We start from the raw sequence: 14,017 nt of genomic DNA on the forward strand, positions 1-14,017 counted from the left end.
GCCGAAACATGACCACTGACAGCCCGGCGCGGCCGCAGGGCCAGAGCAAGCCCGGCGCCCTGCAGGCGCTGGCTGTCTATCTCGAGCGCCGCTCGCTGGTCATGCTGTCGCTGGGCTTCGCGTCCGGCCTGCCCAACCTGCTGATCTTCGACACCCTGTCGGCCTGGCTGCGGGACGCGGGCCTATCGTTGGAGGTGATCGCCTTCTTCGGCCTGGCCACCCTCGCCTATTCGCTGAAGTTCCTGTGGGCCCCGCTGGTCGACCGCGCCAAGGTCCCGGTGATCACCAAGTGGCTTGGCCACCGCCGGTCCTGGATGCTGCTCTGCCAGGTGCTGATCATGCTCGGCCTTTGGCTGATCGCCGGCACCGATCCCGCCGTCAGCCTAGGCCTGATGGCGCTGTTCGCGGTGTTCGTCGGCTTCGTCTCGGCCACCCAGGACATCGTCATCGACGCCTGGCGGATCGAGGCGGCGGTGACCGAGAAGCAGGGGGCGATGGCCGCTTCCTACCAGTGGGGCTACCGCATCGCCATGATCGTGGCCGGGGTGCTGCCGCTGGCGCTGTCGGAGTTCGCCGGCTGGAACACCTCCTACGCCATCATGGCGCTGCTGATGCTGGTCGGGGTGCTGGGCGTGCTCGGCGCGCCCCGCGAGGCGCAGCACGAGGTCCGCAAGATCGACACCGGGGACATCCCCGCCGCCCCGGCCCGCGACCGCCTCGAATGGGTGATCCGGCTGGTCCTGTTCGCGCTCGGCGCGCTGGTGCTGGGCTCGGGCCTGGCCGGCAACGCCGCCATCCTGGCCGCGGCCTTCGACCGCGTCGGCTTGAGCGGCGAGGCCGTCACTGCGGTCTGGGAGGCCAAGCCCTGGGGCGTGTTCGCCCAACTGACCGGCGTCGTGGTCGGGGCGCTGGTGATCTTCTTCGCCGCCCGTCCGGCCCCGGGCCTGCAGACCCGGCCCGGCCGCTATCTGAGCGTGGCGCTCGGCGCGCCGCTGGCCAACTTCTTCGACCGTTACGGCAAGGCGGCCGCGCTGATCCTGGCGCTGATCTGCGTCTACCGGCTGTCGGATTTCGTGCTCAACATCATGAACCCGTTCTATCTCGACATGGGCTTCTCCAAGCTCCAGATCGCCGAGGTCCGCAAGGTCCTGGGCGCGGTGATGTCGGTGCTGGGCGTCGGCCTCGGCGGGTTCAGCATCGCCCGCTTCGGCCTGATCCGCTCGCTGGTGGTCGGCGCCTTCGCCGGGCCGATCTCCAACCTGGTGTTCGCCTGGCTGGCGACGCAGGGGCCGCAGCTCTGGGCGCTGTCGGTGGCGATCGGCGTCGACAACGTCGCCTCGGGCTTCTCCGGCACCTGCCTGATCGCCTACATGTCCAGCCTGACCGGCGCGGGCTTCACGGCCACCCAGTACGCGCTGTTCTCGTCGCTCTACGCGCTGCTGGGCAAGCTGGTGGCCTCGCAGTCGGGCCGTATCGTCGAGGGCGCCGCGGCCTCGGCCGACGCCGGCGGCGCGTTCGCTATCTTCAACCCGCTGTTCTACGGCCTGCCGCCGGAGACCTTCGCCAGCGCCATGGAGAAGTCGGGCGTCACTCCGTCCGCCCTGGGCGCCGGCTACGTGACCTTCTTCATCTATTCGGCCCTGCTCGGCCTGATCGGCATCGCCCTGGCCTTCGCCGTGGCCCGGCTGAACCCGCAGCCGAAAGAGGTCTGATCTAAGAGTTCATCTCTACCGGGAGCGGTGGATCGGCGCGGCCTAGCCCTACGTTCTCAGACAGATCACCTGAGCCACCCGCAGGTCGCGGCGCAGGGTGTCGGCGACGCGGCCGTAGTTGTCGGTGGTGATCGGCTCGCCGACCGCGAAATTCGCCGCCCGCTGGTGGGTGGCGGTCAGGGCGGCCAGCAGGGTCTCGGGCGCGGCGGTGTAGATGCGGCCGCGGCGCGGCGACTCCGCCACCGTCACCCCGATCACCCGGCCCGCGCGGTCGAGAACCGGCGAGCCCGAGAGCCCGGCCAGGGTGCCTTCCAAGCCGTCGGTGCGGCCGGTTTCGGCCCAGACCAGCACCGATTCCGTACGCGCGCCGCGGCCGCGCACCTCGAGGTTCTCGCGGCCCAGCAGGCGCGACGTCGCCTCGCCCGGATTGCCCTGCGGGAAGCCCGGGTGGAAGGCCCGGTCGCCGCGGCGCAGGGTCTGATCGAGGCCGAGCGGCAGCGGCGGCGCGCCGCCTTCGGTAAGCAGGATGGCGGCCTCGCCGCGCGGATCGATCCGCACCTGGGCTTCCACCCCGCGGCCCTCGGCCACAACGATGGCGGTCTGCGTGCAGCCGTCTACGACGTGGCGGGCGGTGATCCACACCCCGCTATCAGAAACCGAGAACGCCGTGCCGACGCCCGGCTCGGCCTTGCCCGGCACGTCGACCACCACCTGCGGATCGAACGGTGAGGCCGGGCCCAGCGGCAAGCCTTCGCCGCCGGCCACAGGCGGCGGCGGCGACGGGGCGTCAGCGCGCTCCTGACGGCCGACGGCGGCGATCAGGAGGGCCAACACCACCGCCAGATAGACAAGCCAATCTGGAAGGCGGGGAAAATGCATCGAACTCTAGGTCAGCCCGCCATCGCTGCGGCGATGATCAGGGCGGTGGCCAGCTTGGCGCCGACCAGCAGGGCCGCGGCCGCGACCTCGCCCTCCTGGATGCGCTGGGGCAGGCCGCGCAGCAGCATGTCCATCAGTCGGAACACGAGCAGTTGCAGGGCCACGCACGCCGCGCCCCACATCCCGATCTCCAGCGCCGAGGTCGATCCTGCCAGCGACGCGGCCAGTGGAATGGCGAGGCCGACCATCACCCCGCCCAGCGACAGGGCGGCGGCGGAGTTGCCCTCGCGGATCAGGGTGATCTCGCGATGCGGCGTCAGCAGGATGTAGACGAGGACGCCGACGAACAGGATCGCCACCGTCACGCCGATATGCATCAGCGCTATGGGGAAGCCGTTGGCGAAGGCCTGGATTTCCGGCGACTGCAGTTGAGCGGGCATTGGACCCCGGCTGGCTTCTAGAAACAGAGCCGCATGGTTAGCACGGACCGCTAAGGATCAGGCAATGGCCTCGCTTGACGCAGCGGTCTCCAGCTTGCGCCGGGCGCTGGCCCGCACCTTCTCGCTCTCGGACTTCAGCTGGCCGCAGGCGGCCAGGATGTCGCGACCGCGCGGCGTGCGGATCGGCGAGGCGTAGCCAGCGCGGTTGAGGATCGCCGCGAAGCTCTCGATCGCGCTCCAGTCCGAGCAGCCGTAGTTCGTGCCCGGCCAGGGGTTGAACGGGATCAGGTTGATCTTGGCCGGGATGCCCTTGAGCAGCTTGACCAGGGCCTTGGCCTCGGCGGGGCTGTCGTTGACATCCTTCAGCATCACGTACTCGAAGGTCACGCGGCGGGTGTTGGACAGGCCCGGATAGCCGCGGATGCCCTCCATCAGGGTGGCGATGTCGTACTTCTTGTTCAGCGGCACCAGCACGTCGCGCAGGTCGTCGTTGGTGGCGTGCAGCGAGATCGCCAGCATCGCCTGGGTGCGTTCGCCCAGCGCCTTCAGCTCAGGCACGACGCCGGAGGTGGAGACGGTGATCCGCCGGCGCGAGATGGCGATGCCCTCGCCGTCGGCGATGATGTCGATGGCGTCGGCGACGTTGTCGAGATTGTAGAGCGGCTCCCCCATGCCCATGAAGACGATGTTGGAGAGCCGGCGGTCCTCTTTCGGGCTCGGCCATTCGGCCAGGTCGTCGCGGGCCACCTGCACCTGGGCGACGATCTCGGCCGCGGTCAGGTTGCGCACCAGCGCCTGGGTGCCGGTGTGGCAGAAGGTGCAGTTCAACGTGCAGCCGACCTGGCTGGAGACGCACAGCGCCCCCGAGCGGCCGACATCGGGAATGTAGACGGTCTCGACCTCGATGCCCGGCGCCATGCGGATCAGCCACTTGCGGGTGCCGTCCTTCGACACCTGGCGTTCGACCACTTCCGGGCGGCTGAGGGTGAAGTGCTCGGCCAGCGCCGCGCGGGTCTCCTTGGCCACGTCGGTCATGGCCGCGAAGTCGGTCGCGCCATAATGGTGGATCCAGCGCCACAGCTGGCTGGCGCGCATCTTGGCCTTGTCCGGGCGCACGACCTCGGCGTCGATCAACGCCTGCGCCAGCGCCTTGCGGGTGAGGCCCGAAAGGTTGACGACGGCCGGCGCGGAGGACCCGCGCGAGAGATCAAGGGTGACGCCCAAGGGGAAACTCGCTGTCTGGAAGACCGCGGAATATAGGGCGCCGAGCCCCTTACACCAAATGAACGCCCCTGCGGCCTATGCGCAGGCCCGAGTTGCTCCCCCACGAGCGGAGGAACTAGCGGAGTCAGAACAACCAGGCTGCCAGCAGAAACGCTGCGCCGGCGACCGCAGCCCCGAGGGCGAACGCGGCCATGCGCGCGTGGGAGGGCTCGACGCTCACCACCGCGGTCGTCGGTTGCGGCGGGTTCTCGATCAGGCGATGGATGGCGCGCAGCGCCTCCAGCCCTTCCTCGACGAAGCGCTTGAGCCGTGCGGGCGGGCCCAATTCGCGCAGCATCCAGCGGCGCACCACCGGGTCCGCGGCCTTCCAGATGTCGTGGTCGGGATCGATGCGGCGGGCCACGCCCTCCACCGTCATCATGGTCTTCTGCAGCAACACCAGCTGCGGCTGCAGGCGCATGTCGAACAGGGCGGTGATCTCGAACAGCTGGGTCAGCACCCGGCCCATGGAGACGCCGCTGGCGGTGCGGCCGAACAGCGGCTCGCCCACCGCGCGCAGAGCCTGGGCGAAGGCGCTGACTGAGTGGACGCGCGGCACGTAGCCGGCTTCGAAATGGGTCTGGGCGATCTTCTCGTAGTCGCGCTCCAGGAAGCCCCAGAGGATCTCGGCCAGATAGCGCCGCTCGGCCGGGGCCAGGCGCCCGACGATGCCGAAATCGACGGCGGTGATCTGCGCCGGCGCGGCGACGAACAGGTTCCCCTCGTGCAGGTCGGCGTGGAAGACGCCGTGGTCGAGCGCCTGGGCCAGGAAGGCGCGGATCAGCTTGTCGGCCAGGGCCGGACGGTCGAGGCCCGGCAGGTCGAGGGCGGCGGGATCGGAGAGCGGCGCGCCCTGCGCCCACTCCTGGGTCAGCACCTTCTTGCCGACGCCCTCCCAGACCACCTTCGGGGCGGTCATGTAGCCGTCCTTGGCCATCACCTCGGCCAGCTCGTCGCCGCCGGCCGCTTCCAGCCGCAGGTCGAGCTCCAGTTCGGTAGCGCGGATGACTGTGGTGGCCAGGGCCCGCGGCTCCAGCCGGCGGGCCGGGACCGAGACGCCTTCGACCAGCCTGGCGGCCAGGGCCAGAACCTCGGCGTCCTGGGCGACGCGGTGGGCGATGCCCGGCCGCAGCACCTTCACCGCCACCTTGCGCCCGTCGAGCAGCACCGCTTCGTGCGCCTGGGCCAGGGAGGCGGCGGCGACCGGCTCGCCGAAGCTGGCGAACAGGCTGGCGATCGGACGACCCAGCGCCAGCTCCACCTCGCGGCGGGCGACATCGGTCGGGAACGGGTCGAGCTTGTCCTTCAGCCGCGACAGGTCGTCGGCGAACGCGGCGCCGAAGATATCGGCGCGGGTCGAGAGCAGCTGGCCGAGCTTGATGGCCACCGGGCCGAGCCGTTCCAGCGAGCGGGCCAGGCGCTCGCCCGGCCGTCCCTCACGCGCCTGGCGGCCGGCGAAGATGCGAAGCCCGCGCGACAGCGCCTGGGCGGCCGGCGGATAGATGTCGTCCAGCTCGCGCGGCAGCAGGGCGTCGTTGCGCGCCAGCGACCAGGCCGCCGCCGTCAGCCGAGCGAACGCCGCAACGCTTCCCATAGATTAGAGCGCCCGGCCGGTGTGCAGGGCTGCCACGCCGCCGGTGAAGTTGGTGTAGCCGGCGGCGCCGAACCCGGCCTCCTCGATCATCGAGACGAAGGCCTTCTGGTCCGGGAAGCGGCGGATGCTCTCGACCAGGTACTGGTAGCTGTCGCGGTCCTTGGTCACCAGCTGACCGATCTGCGGGATCACCTTGAAGGAATAGGCGTCATAGGCCTTGCGCAGGAACTCGGTCGCCGGGTGCGAGAACTCCAGGCACAGGAAGCGGCCGCCGGGCTTCAGCACCCGGCGCGCCTCGCGCAGGGCGGCGGGGATGTCGGTGACGTTGCGGATGCCGAACGAGATCACATAGGCGTCGGCGCAGGCGTCCGGCAGCGGCAGCCGCTGGGCGTCGCCGACATTCCAGGTGATCTCCGGCTCGCCGCCCTTGGCGCGACCGGCGGCGATCATCTCGGCATTGTAGTCGATGATCATGATCTGGGCGTCGGGACCGCCGCGGCGCTCCTGCGCATTGCGGGCCAGCTTGGCGAAACGGCGCGCCATGTCGCCGGTGCCGCCGGCGCAGTCGATGATCGTCTCGCCCGGCTGCGGGTTGAGCCGCGCGGCGGTGGCGTCCTTCCAGAGCCGGTGCACGCCCGCGCTCATCAGGTCGTTCATCAGGTCGTAGCGGCTGGCCACGCTGTCGAACACGCCGCGCACCAGGCGCGGTTTCTCCGAGGGGTCGACATCGCGGAAGCCGAAAGTGGCGGAAGGTCCGGTCATGGGCAGGGTCTTAGCTCGCCAAGCCTAGCCGCGCCAGCACGCTAAAGCCCGGTTGTGGAGGCGCCTGCGAAATGCCACTTCAAGGTCATGCCTGAACTTCCCGAGGTCGAAACCGTCCGGCGCGGCCTGCAGCCGGTGCTCGAGGGCGCCCGCCTGACGCGGGTCGAGGCCCGCCGCGCGGACCTGCGCTTTCCATTCCCCGAGGGCTTCGTGCAGCGGCTGACCGGCGCGCGGATCGAGACCCTGACCCGCCGCGCCAAGTACCTGATGGCGGAGCTGGACCGCGGCGAGACCCTGGTCATGCACCTTGGCATGAGCGGCCGCTTCGAGATCGCCCAACCCGAGGGCTACGAGCGACCAGGGGAATTCCACTACGCGCCGGACCCGGACCCCAAGCACGCCCATGTGGTGTTTGAGACCGAGGCCGGCGGCCGGGTGACCTATTACGACCCGCGGCGCTTCGGCTACATGGACTTGATCGAGACCACCGCCCTGGAGCGGCATCCGTGGTTCGCCGGCCTTGGCCCCGAACCACTGTCCGAGGGCTTCGACGCCCCGCGTCTGGTGGAGACCTTCGCCGGTCGCAAACAGGGCCCAAAAACCCTGCTGCTCGACCAGCGGGTCGTGGCTGGGCTAGGCAACATCTATGTCTGCGAGGCGCTGAACCGGGCGAAGATCTCGCCGTTCAAGCCGGCCGGCGCGATCAAGGCCGCGCGGCTGTCGCCTCTGGTCGGCATCGTCCGCGAGGTGCTCGAGGAGGCGATCGAGGCCGGCGGCTCGACCTTGAAGGACTATGCCGCGGCCGACGGGGCGCTCGGCTACTTCCAGCACCGCTTCCGCGCCTACGATCGCGAGGGCGAGCCCTGCCTCAATCCCGGCTGCAAGGGGACCATCGCCCGCGAGGTCCAGGCCGGCCGCTCCACCTTCTATTGTCCGACCTGCCAGAAGTGAGTTCCCGCATGATCCGAAGCCTTGTTGCGGGGAGCCTCGCCCTGATCGTCGGCGCGGCGCCGGCCCAGGCCAAACCGCCGGTCTGGGTGGTGCGCGACGCCGATTCCGAGATCGTGCTGTTTGGCTCGGTTCACGTGCTGCCGCCCGGCCTGAACTGGCGGCCTGCGGAACTGGACGCGGCGCTGGCCAAGGCCGACGACCTCTGGTTCGAACTGCCGATCGACCCGGTGTCCGAAGAAAAGATCGGCCAGCTGGCCGCGGCCCGCGGGATGCTGCCGGAGGGTCAGTCCCTGACCAAGCAGCTCTCCCCCGATGGCCAAAGGCGCCTGGAGGCGGCGGCCAGGGACCTCGCCCTTTCACCCGCCGTGCTCGACCGGCTGGAGCCGTGGTTCGCCGAGATCGTCCTGGCCGGCGCGCAGTTCCGCAAGGCCGGCGCCGACGCCAGCTCCGGCGTCGAGAAACAGATCTCGACCTCCGCCCCGCCCCGCGCCCAGCGGCGGGCCTTCGAAAGCCCGGAGGAACAGATCGGCATCTTCGACGCCACGCCAAGGTCCGAGCAGATCGCCTCGCTCGAACAGACCCTGCGCGAGCTGCAGGAGGACCCGGACGCCTACGACCAGCTGGTCGCCCATTGGATGACCGCCGACCTCAAGGGCCTCAACCAGGACTCGCTGGAACCGTTGAAAGCCGCCGCGCCCGGCCTCTATGCGCGGCTGGTCACCGAGCGCAACGAGCGCTGGCTGAAGGCGATCAAGGCGCGAATGGCCGACTCGGGCCGCAGCGTCGTGGTGGTCGGGGTCGGGCACCTGGTCGGCCAGGACGGCCTGCCCACCCGTCTTCGCGCCCTTGGCTACGAGGTCGAAGGGCCTTAAGCCGCCTTCGGGCATTCGATAAGGAGCGGGCCATGAGCTACGAGACCCTGATCGTCGAGACGCGCGACGGCGTGACCCTGATCCGGCTCAACCGGCCCGAGGCGCTGAACGCGCTGAACAGCCAGCTGCTGGGCGAACTGAGCCTCGCCCTCGACGCCGCCGAGGCCGACGAGGCGGTGCGCTGCGTGGTGCTGACCGGCTCTGACCGCGCCTTCGCCGCCGGCGCCGACATCAAGGAGATGTCGGGCAAGAGCTACGCCGAGATGTTCAAGCAGGACTTCTTCGGGGCCAGCGCCCGGCGCATCGAGCAGTTCCGCAAGCCGATCATCGCTGCGGTGGCCGGCTACGCCCTGGGCGGCGGCTGTGAACTGGCCATGCTCTGCGACTTCATCATCGCCGCCGAGAGCGCCAAGTTCGGCCAGCCGGAGATCAACCTCGGCGTCGCCCCGGGGATCGGCGGCACCCAGCGCCTGACCCGCTTCGTCGGCAAGTCGAAGGCCATGGAGATGATCCTGACCGGCCGGATGATGGACGCCGCCGAGGCCGAGCGTTCGGGCCTGGTCAGCCGTGTGGTGCCGGCCGACCAACTGATCGGCGAGGCCATGACCGCCGCCGCCAAGATCGCCGGCCAGTCGCCGCTCGCCGTGATGATGAACAAGGAACTGGTCGAGACCGCCTACGAGACCACGCTGTCGACCGGCGTGGCGGTGGAGCGTCGGCTATTCCATTCGCTGTTCGCCTTCGACGACCAGAAGGAGGGCATGGCCGCCTTCATCGAGAAGCGCAAACCGGACTTCAAGGGCTCGTAGGGTCTCAACCTTGCGGCTCATCGCCTTTGGGGACTCCCTGGTCGCCGGCGCCGGCGATCCGGACCATCTGGGCTGGATCGGCCGCGCCCTGGCCGGCCGCCGCGCTGTCACCCTCTATAATCTCGGCGTCCGCCGGGAGACCTCCGCCGACATCGCCGCGCGCTGGCGGGCCGAGGCGACCCCGCGCTTCACCGACGAGGAACCGATGCGGATCGTCTTCTCGTTCGGGGCCAATGACAGCCACGTCGTCGACGGCGCCCCGCGCGTGGCCCAGGCGGAGAGTTTGAAGAACGCCCACGCGATGCTGACCGGGGCCGCGGCGCATTGCCCCGTGCTGCTGGTCGGACCGCCGCCGATGGCCGACCCGGGGGTCAGCGCCCGGCTGGAAGGGCTCAATGAGTTGTTGAAGATCCTGGCCGCCCGGCTGAAGGTTCCCTTCATCGATGTCTTCCAACCGCTGATGGCCGACGGCCTTTGGCGCGACGAGGCCATCGCCTGGGACGGCGCACACCCCGGCGCGGGCGGCTATCAGCGGATGGCCGACCTGGTCGCGGCCCATCCGGCCTGGCGCGCATTCACCCTCCTCGATTAAACCGGTCCACAGCGCATTGACCCGGGAGGCTCTCTCCCGTATATCCGCGCCTCCAATTTACCCGCCCGGCTTCGGCTAGGGCGCGATCCGTATTGAGAGCTGACACATGGCCAACACGCCCGGCGCCAAGAAGGCGGTCCGTAAGATCGCCCGCCGTACCGAAGTCAATAAGGCCCGCCGTTCGCGCGTGCGCACCTATCTGCGCAAGTTCGAAGAGGCGGTCGCCGCTGGCGACGCCGGCGCTGCGAAGACCGCCTTCGTGGAGGCCCAGTCGGAGCTGATGCGCGCCGTCACCAAGGGCGTCGTCCACAAGAACACCGGCTCGCGCAAAGTCTCGCGCCTGGCCGCCCAGCTGAAGAAGATGGCTGCGGCCTGAGGTTGATAGGCCAAGCTTGGAGCTTGGCCACTAACCTCCTTTAATTATACGGATTTTGAAGCACCCGCGGGTTGAGAGACCCGCGGGCGTTTTATTTTGCGCTGCGGCATAATTGGACGCATCTGCGCCAAACCTTCTCAGCCGACGGAACGTTGAAATTCGGATTCCCTTGCACTGCGAGGGCTGGATTTGAGTCAACGAAAATATCCGCTGGAGCTGCGAAGAATCACCGTTGACCCCCTAACGCCCCCGACTAGGGTGACAAGTCTCAAGACGACCTTCCATCTGATTGCGGATGATAGAGGCGGCGGCGGGGGCTATGCGCTCGCCGGGTAAGACTTTGTGTTTGTTTGGCAAAAAGTCTGGCGGGGGCGCTGGGGCGATGGCGACAAAAGAGGTTGGAATGATGGCCACTGGGGGCGTAGCGAGTTCTATTGCCGAGACGCAGGCGGGGGCCGTTTGGTCCAAGACCTGCGCGGCGCTGAAGCGAGAACTCGGCGAGGCCACCTTTGGCTCTTGGCTGGGCCAGGCTTCCCTGCGTGAGCGTGGGGACGAGTTGTGCCTGGTGGCGGCCACCGGCGTGGCCCGGGATTGGATCCGCCGCCACGCCTGGCGCCGTATCGGCGAACTGTGGGCCATGAACGACCCGATGGGCCGCAACCTGGACCTGAAGTCGCGCATGGAGTTCGAGGCCGAGGTCGGCGCTCAGCCGCCAGCCGCGCCGGTGATCCTGAAGGCCGAGACCGCCGAGGTCATCGAGATCGAAGTTCCGCTGTCGACCGCGGCCGCCGCTGCGCCGGTTCCGGCCGCGGCCCGCGCCGGCCGCCAGCAGGGCCTGCAGGACCGCTTCTCGTTCGAGACCTTTGTCGCCGGTCCCGCCAACGAATTCGCCTTCGCCGTAGCCCGCCGCGTGGCGGCCTGGGCGGACGGCCACTTCAATCCGGTGATTTTCCACGGCCCCTACGGCTTCGGGAAGACCCACCTGCTGAACGCCCTGGCCTGGGAGGCCATGCAGTCCGCCCCGGACAAGCGGGTGGTCTACATCACCGCCGAGCGCTTCACCTCGACGTTCGTCAAGGCCGTGCAGGACCGCCAGACCGCCGCCTTCAAGGATGAGCTGCGTAACGCCGACCTGCTGCTGATCGACGACGTGCAGTTCGTGGCCGGCAAGTCCTCCACCCAGGAAGAGCTGTTCCACACCCTGCTGGCCCTGGTCGAAGACGGCCGCCGCGTGGTGATGACCGCCGACCGCTCCCCCTCGGAGCTGTCGGAGATGGATGCGCGCCTGCGCAGCCACCTGCAGGCCGGCCTGGTCTGCGGCATCGAGCCGGCCGACCGCACCCTTCGCCTGGGCATTCTCGAGCGCAAGCTCGCGACCCTGGCCGCCCAAGGCAAGTTCATGCCCTCGGCCCGCAGCGACGTGCTGCAGTTCCTGGCCGACCGCTTCACCGACAGCGTCCGTGAGCTGGAAGGCGCGCTGAATACCCTGGTCGCCCGGGTCGGCGGCGAGATCTCGCGCCTGACCCTCGACGAAGCCCAGGCCATCCTGCGGCCGAACCTGGCCTGCAACGAGCGCCGGGTCACCGTCGACCAGATCCAGAAGACCGTCGCCGAGCACTATCAGCTCAAGCAGGCCGACCTGATCTCCGAGCGCCGCGCCCGCGTGGTCGCCCGTCCGCGCCAGGTGGCGATGTGGCTGGCCAAACAGATCACCACCCGCTCGCTGCCGGACATCGGCCGCCGCTTCGGGGGCCGCGACCACACCACCGTGCTGCACGCCGTGCGCCGCATCGAGTCCCTGAAGGCCGAAGACCCGATGATCGCCCGCGACCTCGACGTCCTGCTGCGCAAACTGCGCGGCTAGGGGCTCCTCCCCCGTTCGCGGGGGAGGAAGATCACCCTGAGATGCTCCGCGCGCAATCGACGACCGTCGTTGCACCCGGCCGCGGGGAGAAGCCCAGCAGCTCGCGCGCCTTGGCGGTATTGGTCTCGCGCCGCTTGCCGACGTCGCCGGCGAAGAAGCGCAGCTGCGGCTGGAACAGCGCGGCGATCTTCACCGCCAGGTCCGGCATGGTCTTGGTCGGGACCTGCGCCCCGGCCGCGCCGAGCCCCTCGCGCAGGGCGCGGGCGAGGTCGCCCATCCACATGAACTCGCCGGCGGCGATGAACCGTTGACCGGCCGCCCGCGGGGCGGTCATGGCGCGGATGTGGATGTCGGCCAGATCTCGCACGTCGACCACCCAGAAGCCGAACCGCGGAACCCGCGCCGGCCGGCCCTTGAGCAAGCCGAGGATGATCCCGACGGAACCGAGGCTCTCGCGCGAAAGCACCGGCCCGAACACCGCCCCGGGCAGGATGGTGGTCAGCCGATCGGCCGCGCCCCGGGCCTCCATGAACTCCCAGGCGGCGCGCTCGGCGAGGATCTTCGAGCGCCGATAGCCGTCGAACTGCGGATCGGCCGGATCGGCCCAGATGGTTTCGACGCTGGGCAGGCCCGAGGTCCTCGATGGCCGGGCGGTCGCCGCCGCCGAGGTCATCACCACGCGCTTTACCCCCGCCTCCAACGCCGCCTTCAGCACGCGCAGGGTCCCGTCCCGCGCCGGAGCGATCAGCGCCTCGTCACTGGCCCCGTTCCCGCCCAACGGCGAAGCCACGTGCAGCACATAGTCGACCCCGGCCATCGCCTGGCCCCAGCCGGCGTCGTCGGTCAGGTCGGCGATCGCCACACTCAGCCGCGGCTCGCCCTCCGCGCCGACCGCGCGGCGCAGGGCCGGCTCCTTGTCCAGGCTGCGCAGCGTGGCCCGCACATGATGACCGCGGGCCAGCAGCTCCTTCACGCACCAGCCGCCGACGAAGCCGCTGCCGCCGGTCACCAGAACCGTTTCGCCCATAACGTCCTCCTCCGGCCGCTTGCCGGCTTAAGTCTACAGACGTATACATTGGCGGTGACGATAAGTCTACGCGTGTAGAATTGTGAGGGCTCGGTGACGGAATCCAGCGCGCGGCCGCGCAACGCCGCGGCCACCCGCGAGGCGATCCTGCGCTCGGCGCGGCGCGCCTTCGCCGAGCACGGCTATGATGGGGCAGGCGTGCGCGAGATCGCCCGCGGGGCCGGCGTCACCGCCATGCTCATCAACCGCTACTTTGGCTCCAAGGAACAGCTGTTCGGCGAGGTGGTGCTCGACACCATGGCCGACCCGGTGATCCTCAGCCGCGAGAACCTCGACGCCGGCGACCTGGCCCAGGCGATGGCCCAGGCCCTGGTCGATCTCACCGCGCCCGGCGCGGCGCCGCTCGACGGCTTTCTGATCATGTTCCGCTCGGCCTCCAGCCGTCAGGCCGCCGAGATCAGCCGCGGCCAGATCGAACAACGCCACCAACAGGCGATGGCTCAGGCGCTGTCGGGCGAGCTGAGGGCGGAGCGCGCCGCCCTGGTGCTGTCGCTGGTCGCCGGCGTCCAGGCCATGCGCCAGATGATCGGCCTTTCGGCCCTCACCGAAGCCGACCCCAACGCCCTCGCGGCCCTGATCGCCCCGATGCTGCGCCAGCTGATCGAGCCGCCGAAGAGCTGACGGGGAGCGCCGTCAGCGTCTCTTCATGCTGCCCAGGATGCCGCGCATCAGTTCGCGGGCGATGGTGCTGCCAGCCTGGCGCAGCAGCGACTTGGTGAAGGCCTCGCCCATCGACTGGCGGTTGGAGGCGCGCGCACGCGGGGCGGCTGGGGCGCGCTGGCGCGGGGCCGGCTCCGGCGCCTGCTGGCCCCAGGG

General features: G+C 69.7%; 15 protein-coding genes. 8 read left to right on the forward strand and 7 right to left on the reverse strand.

Translation table 11 applies throughout. The features are described 5' to 3' along the window. The first annotated feature begins 8 nt into the window (after window positions 1-8). Window positions 9-1,712, forward strand: a complete 1,704-nt coding sequence (locus tag AC1DQJ_RS18580; RefSeq protein ID WP_477606023.1) for an AmpG family muropeptide MFS transporter — start codon at window positions 9-11, stop codon at window positions 1,710-1,712. Between the two features lie 48 nt (window positions 1,713-1,760). Here AC1DQJ_RS18580 and AC1DQJ_RS18585 read toward each other — a convergent pair whose 3' ends face one another. The 5 genes from AC1DQJ_RS18585 to AC1DQJ_RS18605 all read right to left on the reverse strand — a co-directional run bounded on the left by AC1DQJ_RS18585 (window position 1,761) and on the right by AC1DQJ_RS18605 (window position 6,650). Beyond that, the gene (locus tag AC1DQJ_RS18585) at window positions 1,761-2,591 is read right to left on the reverse strand and encodes a S1 family peptidase (RefSeq protein ID WP_477606025.1); all 831 of its coding nucleotides are present in this window, start codon (window positions 2,589-2,591) and stop codon (window positions 1,761-1,763) included. A gap of 11 nt (window positions 2,592-2,602) precedes the next feature. Continuing rightward, window positions 2,603-3,031 carry a DUF350 domain-containing protein gene (locus AC1DQJ_RS18590; protein ID WP_477606027.1) on the reverse strand — a complete coding sequence of 143 codons (429 nt, stop codon included), beginning with the start codon at window positions 3,029-3,031 and terminating at the stop codon, window positions 2,603-2,605. A gap of 57 nt (window positions 3,032-3,088) precedes the next feature. Then, window positions 3,089-4,255 (reverse strand): dual-specificity RNA methyltransferase RlmN, encoded by a 1,167-nt coding sequence (gene rlmN / locus AC1DQJ_RS18595; RefSeq protein WP_477606029.1) that lies wholly within the window; start codon window positions 4,253-4,255, stop codon window positions 3,089-3,091. A gap of 124 nt (window positions 4,256-4,379) precedes the next feature. Then, window positions 4,380-5,888, reverse strand: coding sequence for a 2-polyprenylphenol 6-hydroxylase (gene ubiB / locus AC1DQJ_RS18600; RefSeq protein ID WP_477606031.1), 1,509 nt, complete (start codon window positions 5,886-5,888; stop codon window positions 4,380-4,382). Between the two features lie 3 nt (window positions 5,889-5,891). After that, complete coding sequence (locus AC1DQJ_RS18605) at window positions 5,892-6,650, reverse strand: class I SAM-dependent methyltransferase (RefSeq protein WP_477606033.1); 759 nt, start codon at window positions 6,648-6,650, stop codon at window positions 5,892-5,894. 87 nt (window positions 6,651-6,737) lie between these two features. Here AC1DQJ_RS18605 and mutM point away from each other — a divergent pair, with 87 nt between their 5' ends. From mutM to dnaA, 6 genes are all read left to right on the forward strand, one after another. Further along, complete coding sequence (mutM, locus tag AC1DQJ_RS18610; protein WP_477606035.1) at window positions 6,738-7,601, forward strand: bifunctional DNA-formamidopyrimidine glycosylase/DNA-(apurinic or apyrimidinic site) lyase; 864 nt, start codon at window positions 6,738-6,740, stop codon at window positions 7,599-7,601. An 8-nt stretch (window positions 7,602-7,609) separates the two neighbouring features. After that, window positions 7,610-8,473: a TraB/GumN family protein gene (locus AC1DQJ_RS18615; protein ID WP_477606037.1), complete on the forward strand. Its 864-nt coding sequence runs from the start codon at window positions 7,610-7,612 to the stop codon at window positions 8,471-8,473. 32 nt (window positions 8,474-8,505) lie between these two features. After that, a complete protein-coding gene (locus AC1DQJ_RS18620) occupies window positions 8,506-9,282 on the forward strand; it encodes an enoyl-CoA hydratase (protein ID WP_477606039.1) in 777 nt (258 codons plus the stop codon). Between the two features lie 10 nt (window positions 9,283-9,292). Beyond that, window positions 9,293-9,874, forward strand: a complete 582-nt coding sequence (locus tag AC1DQJ_RS18625; RefSeq protein WP_477606041.1) for a DUF459 domain-containing protein — start codon at window positions 9,293-9,295, stop codon at window positions 9,872-9,874. 106 nt (window positions 9,875-9,980) lie between these two features. Next, window positions 9,981-10,250 (forward strand): 30S ribosomal protein S20, encoded by a 270-nt coding sequence (gene rpsT / locus AC1DQJ_RS18630; protein WP_056024274.1) that lies wholly within the window; start codon window positions 9,981-9,983, stop codon window positions 10,248-10,250. 403 nt (window positions 10,251-10,653) lie between these two features. Beyond that, window positions 10,654-12,114, forward strand: a complete 1,461-nt coding sequence (gene dnaA, locus AC1DQJ_RS18635) for a chromosomal replication initiator protein DnaA (RefSeq protein WP_477606043.1) — start codon at window positions 10,654-10,656, stop codon at window positions 12,112-12,114. Between the two features lie 31 nt (window positions 12,115-12,145). Here dnaA and AC1DQJ_RS18640 read toward each other — a convergent pair whose 3' ends face one another. After that, complete coding sequence (locus AC1DQJ_RS18640) at window positions 12,146-13,141, reverse strand: NAD-dependent epimerase/dehydratase family protein (RefSeq protein ID WP_477606045.1); 996 nt, start codon at window positions 13,139-13,141, stop codon at window positions 12,146-12,148. A gap of 93 nt (window positions 13,142-13,234) precedes the next feature. Here AC1DQJ_RS18640 and AC1DQJ_RS18645 point away from each other — a divergent pair, with 93 nt between their 5' ends. Continuing rightward, on the forward strand, window positions 13,235-13,822 hold the full coding sequence (locus AC1DQJ_RS18645) for a TetR/AcrR family transcriptional regulator (RefSeq protein WP_477606047.1): 588 nt from the start codon (window positions 13,235-13,237) through the stop codon (window positions 13,820-13,822). A 12-nt stretch (window positions 13,823-13,834) separates the two neighbouring features. On the opposite strand, the gene AC1DQJ_RS18650 is transcribed toward AC1DQJ_RS18645, so the two are convergent. Continuing rightward, a partial coding sequence (locus AC1DQJ_RS18650; protein WP_477606049.1) for a helicase HerA-like domain-containing protein occupies window positions 13,835-14,017 on the reverse strand: 183 nt, incomplete at its 5' end.

Source organism: Phenylobacterium sp. P4_E10, from assembly GCF_056401675.1.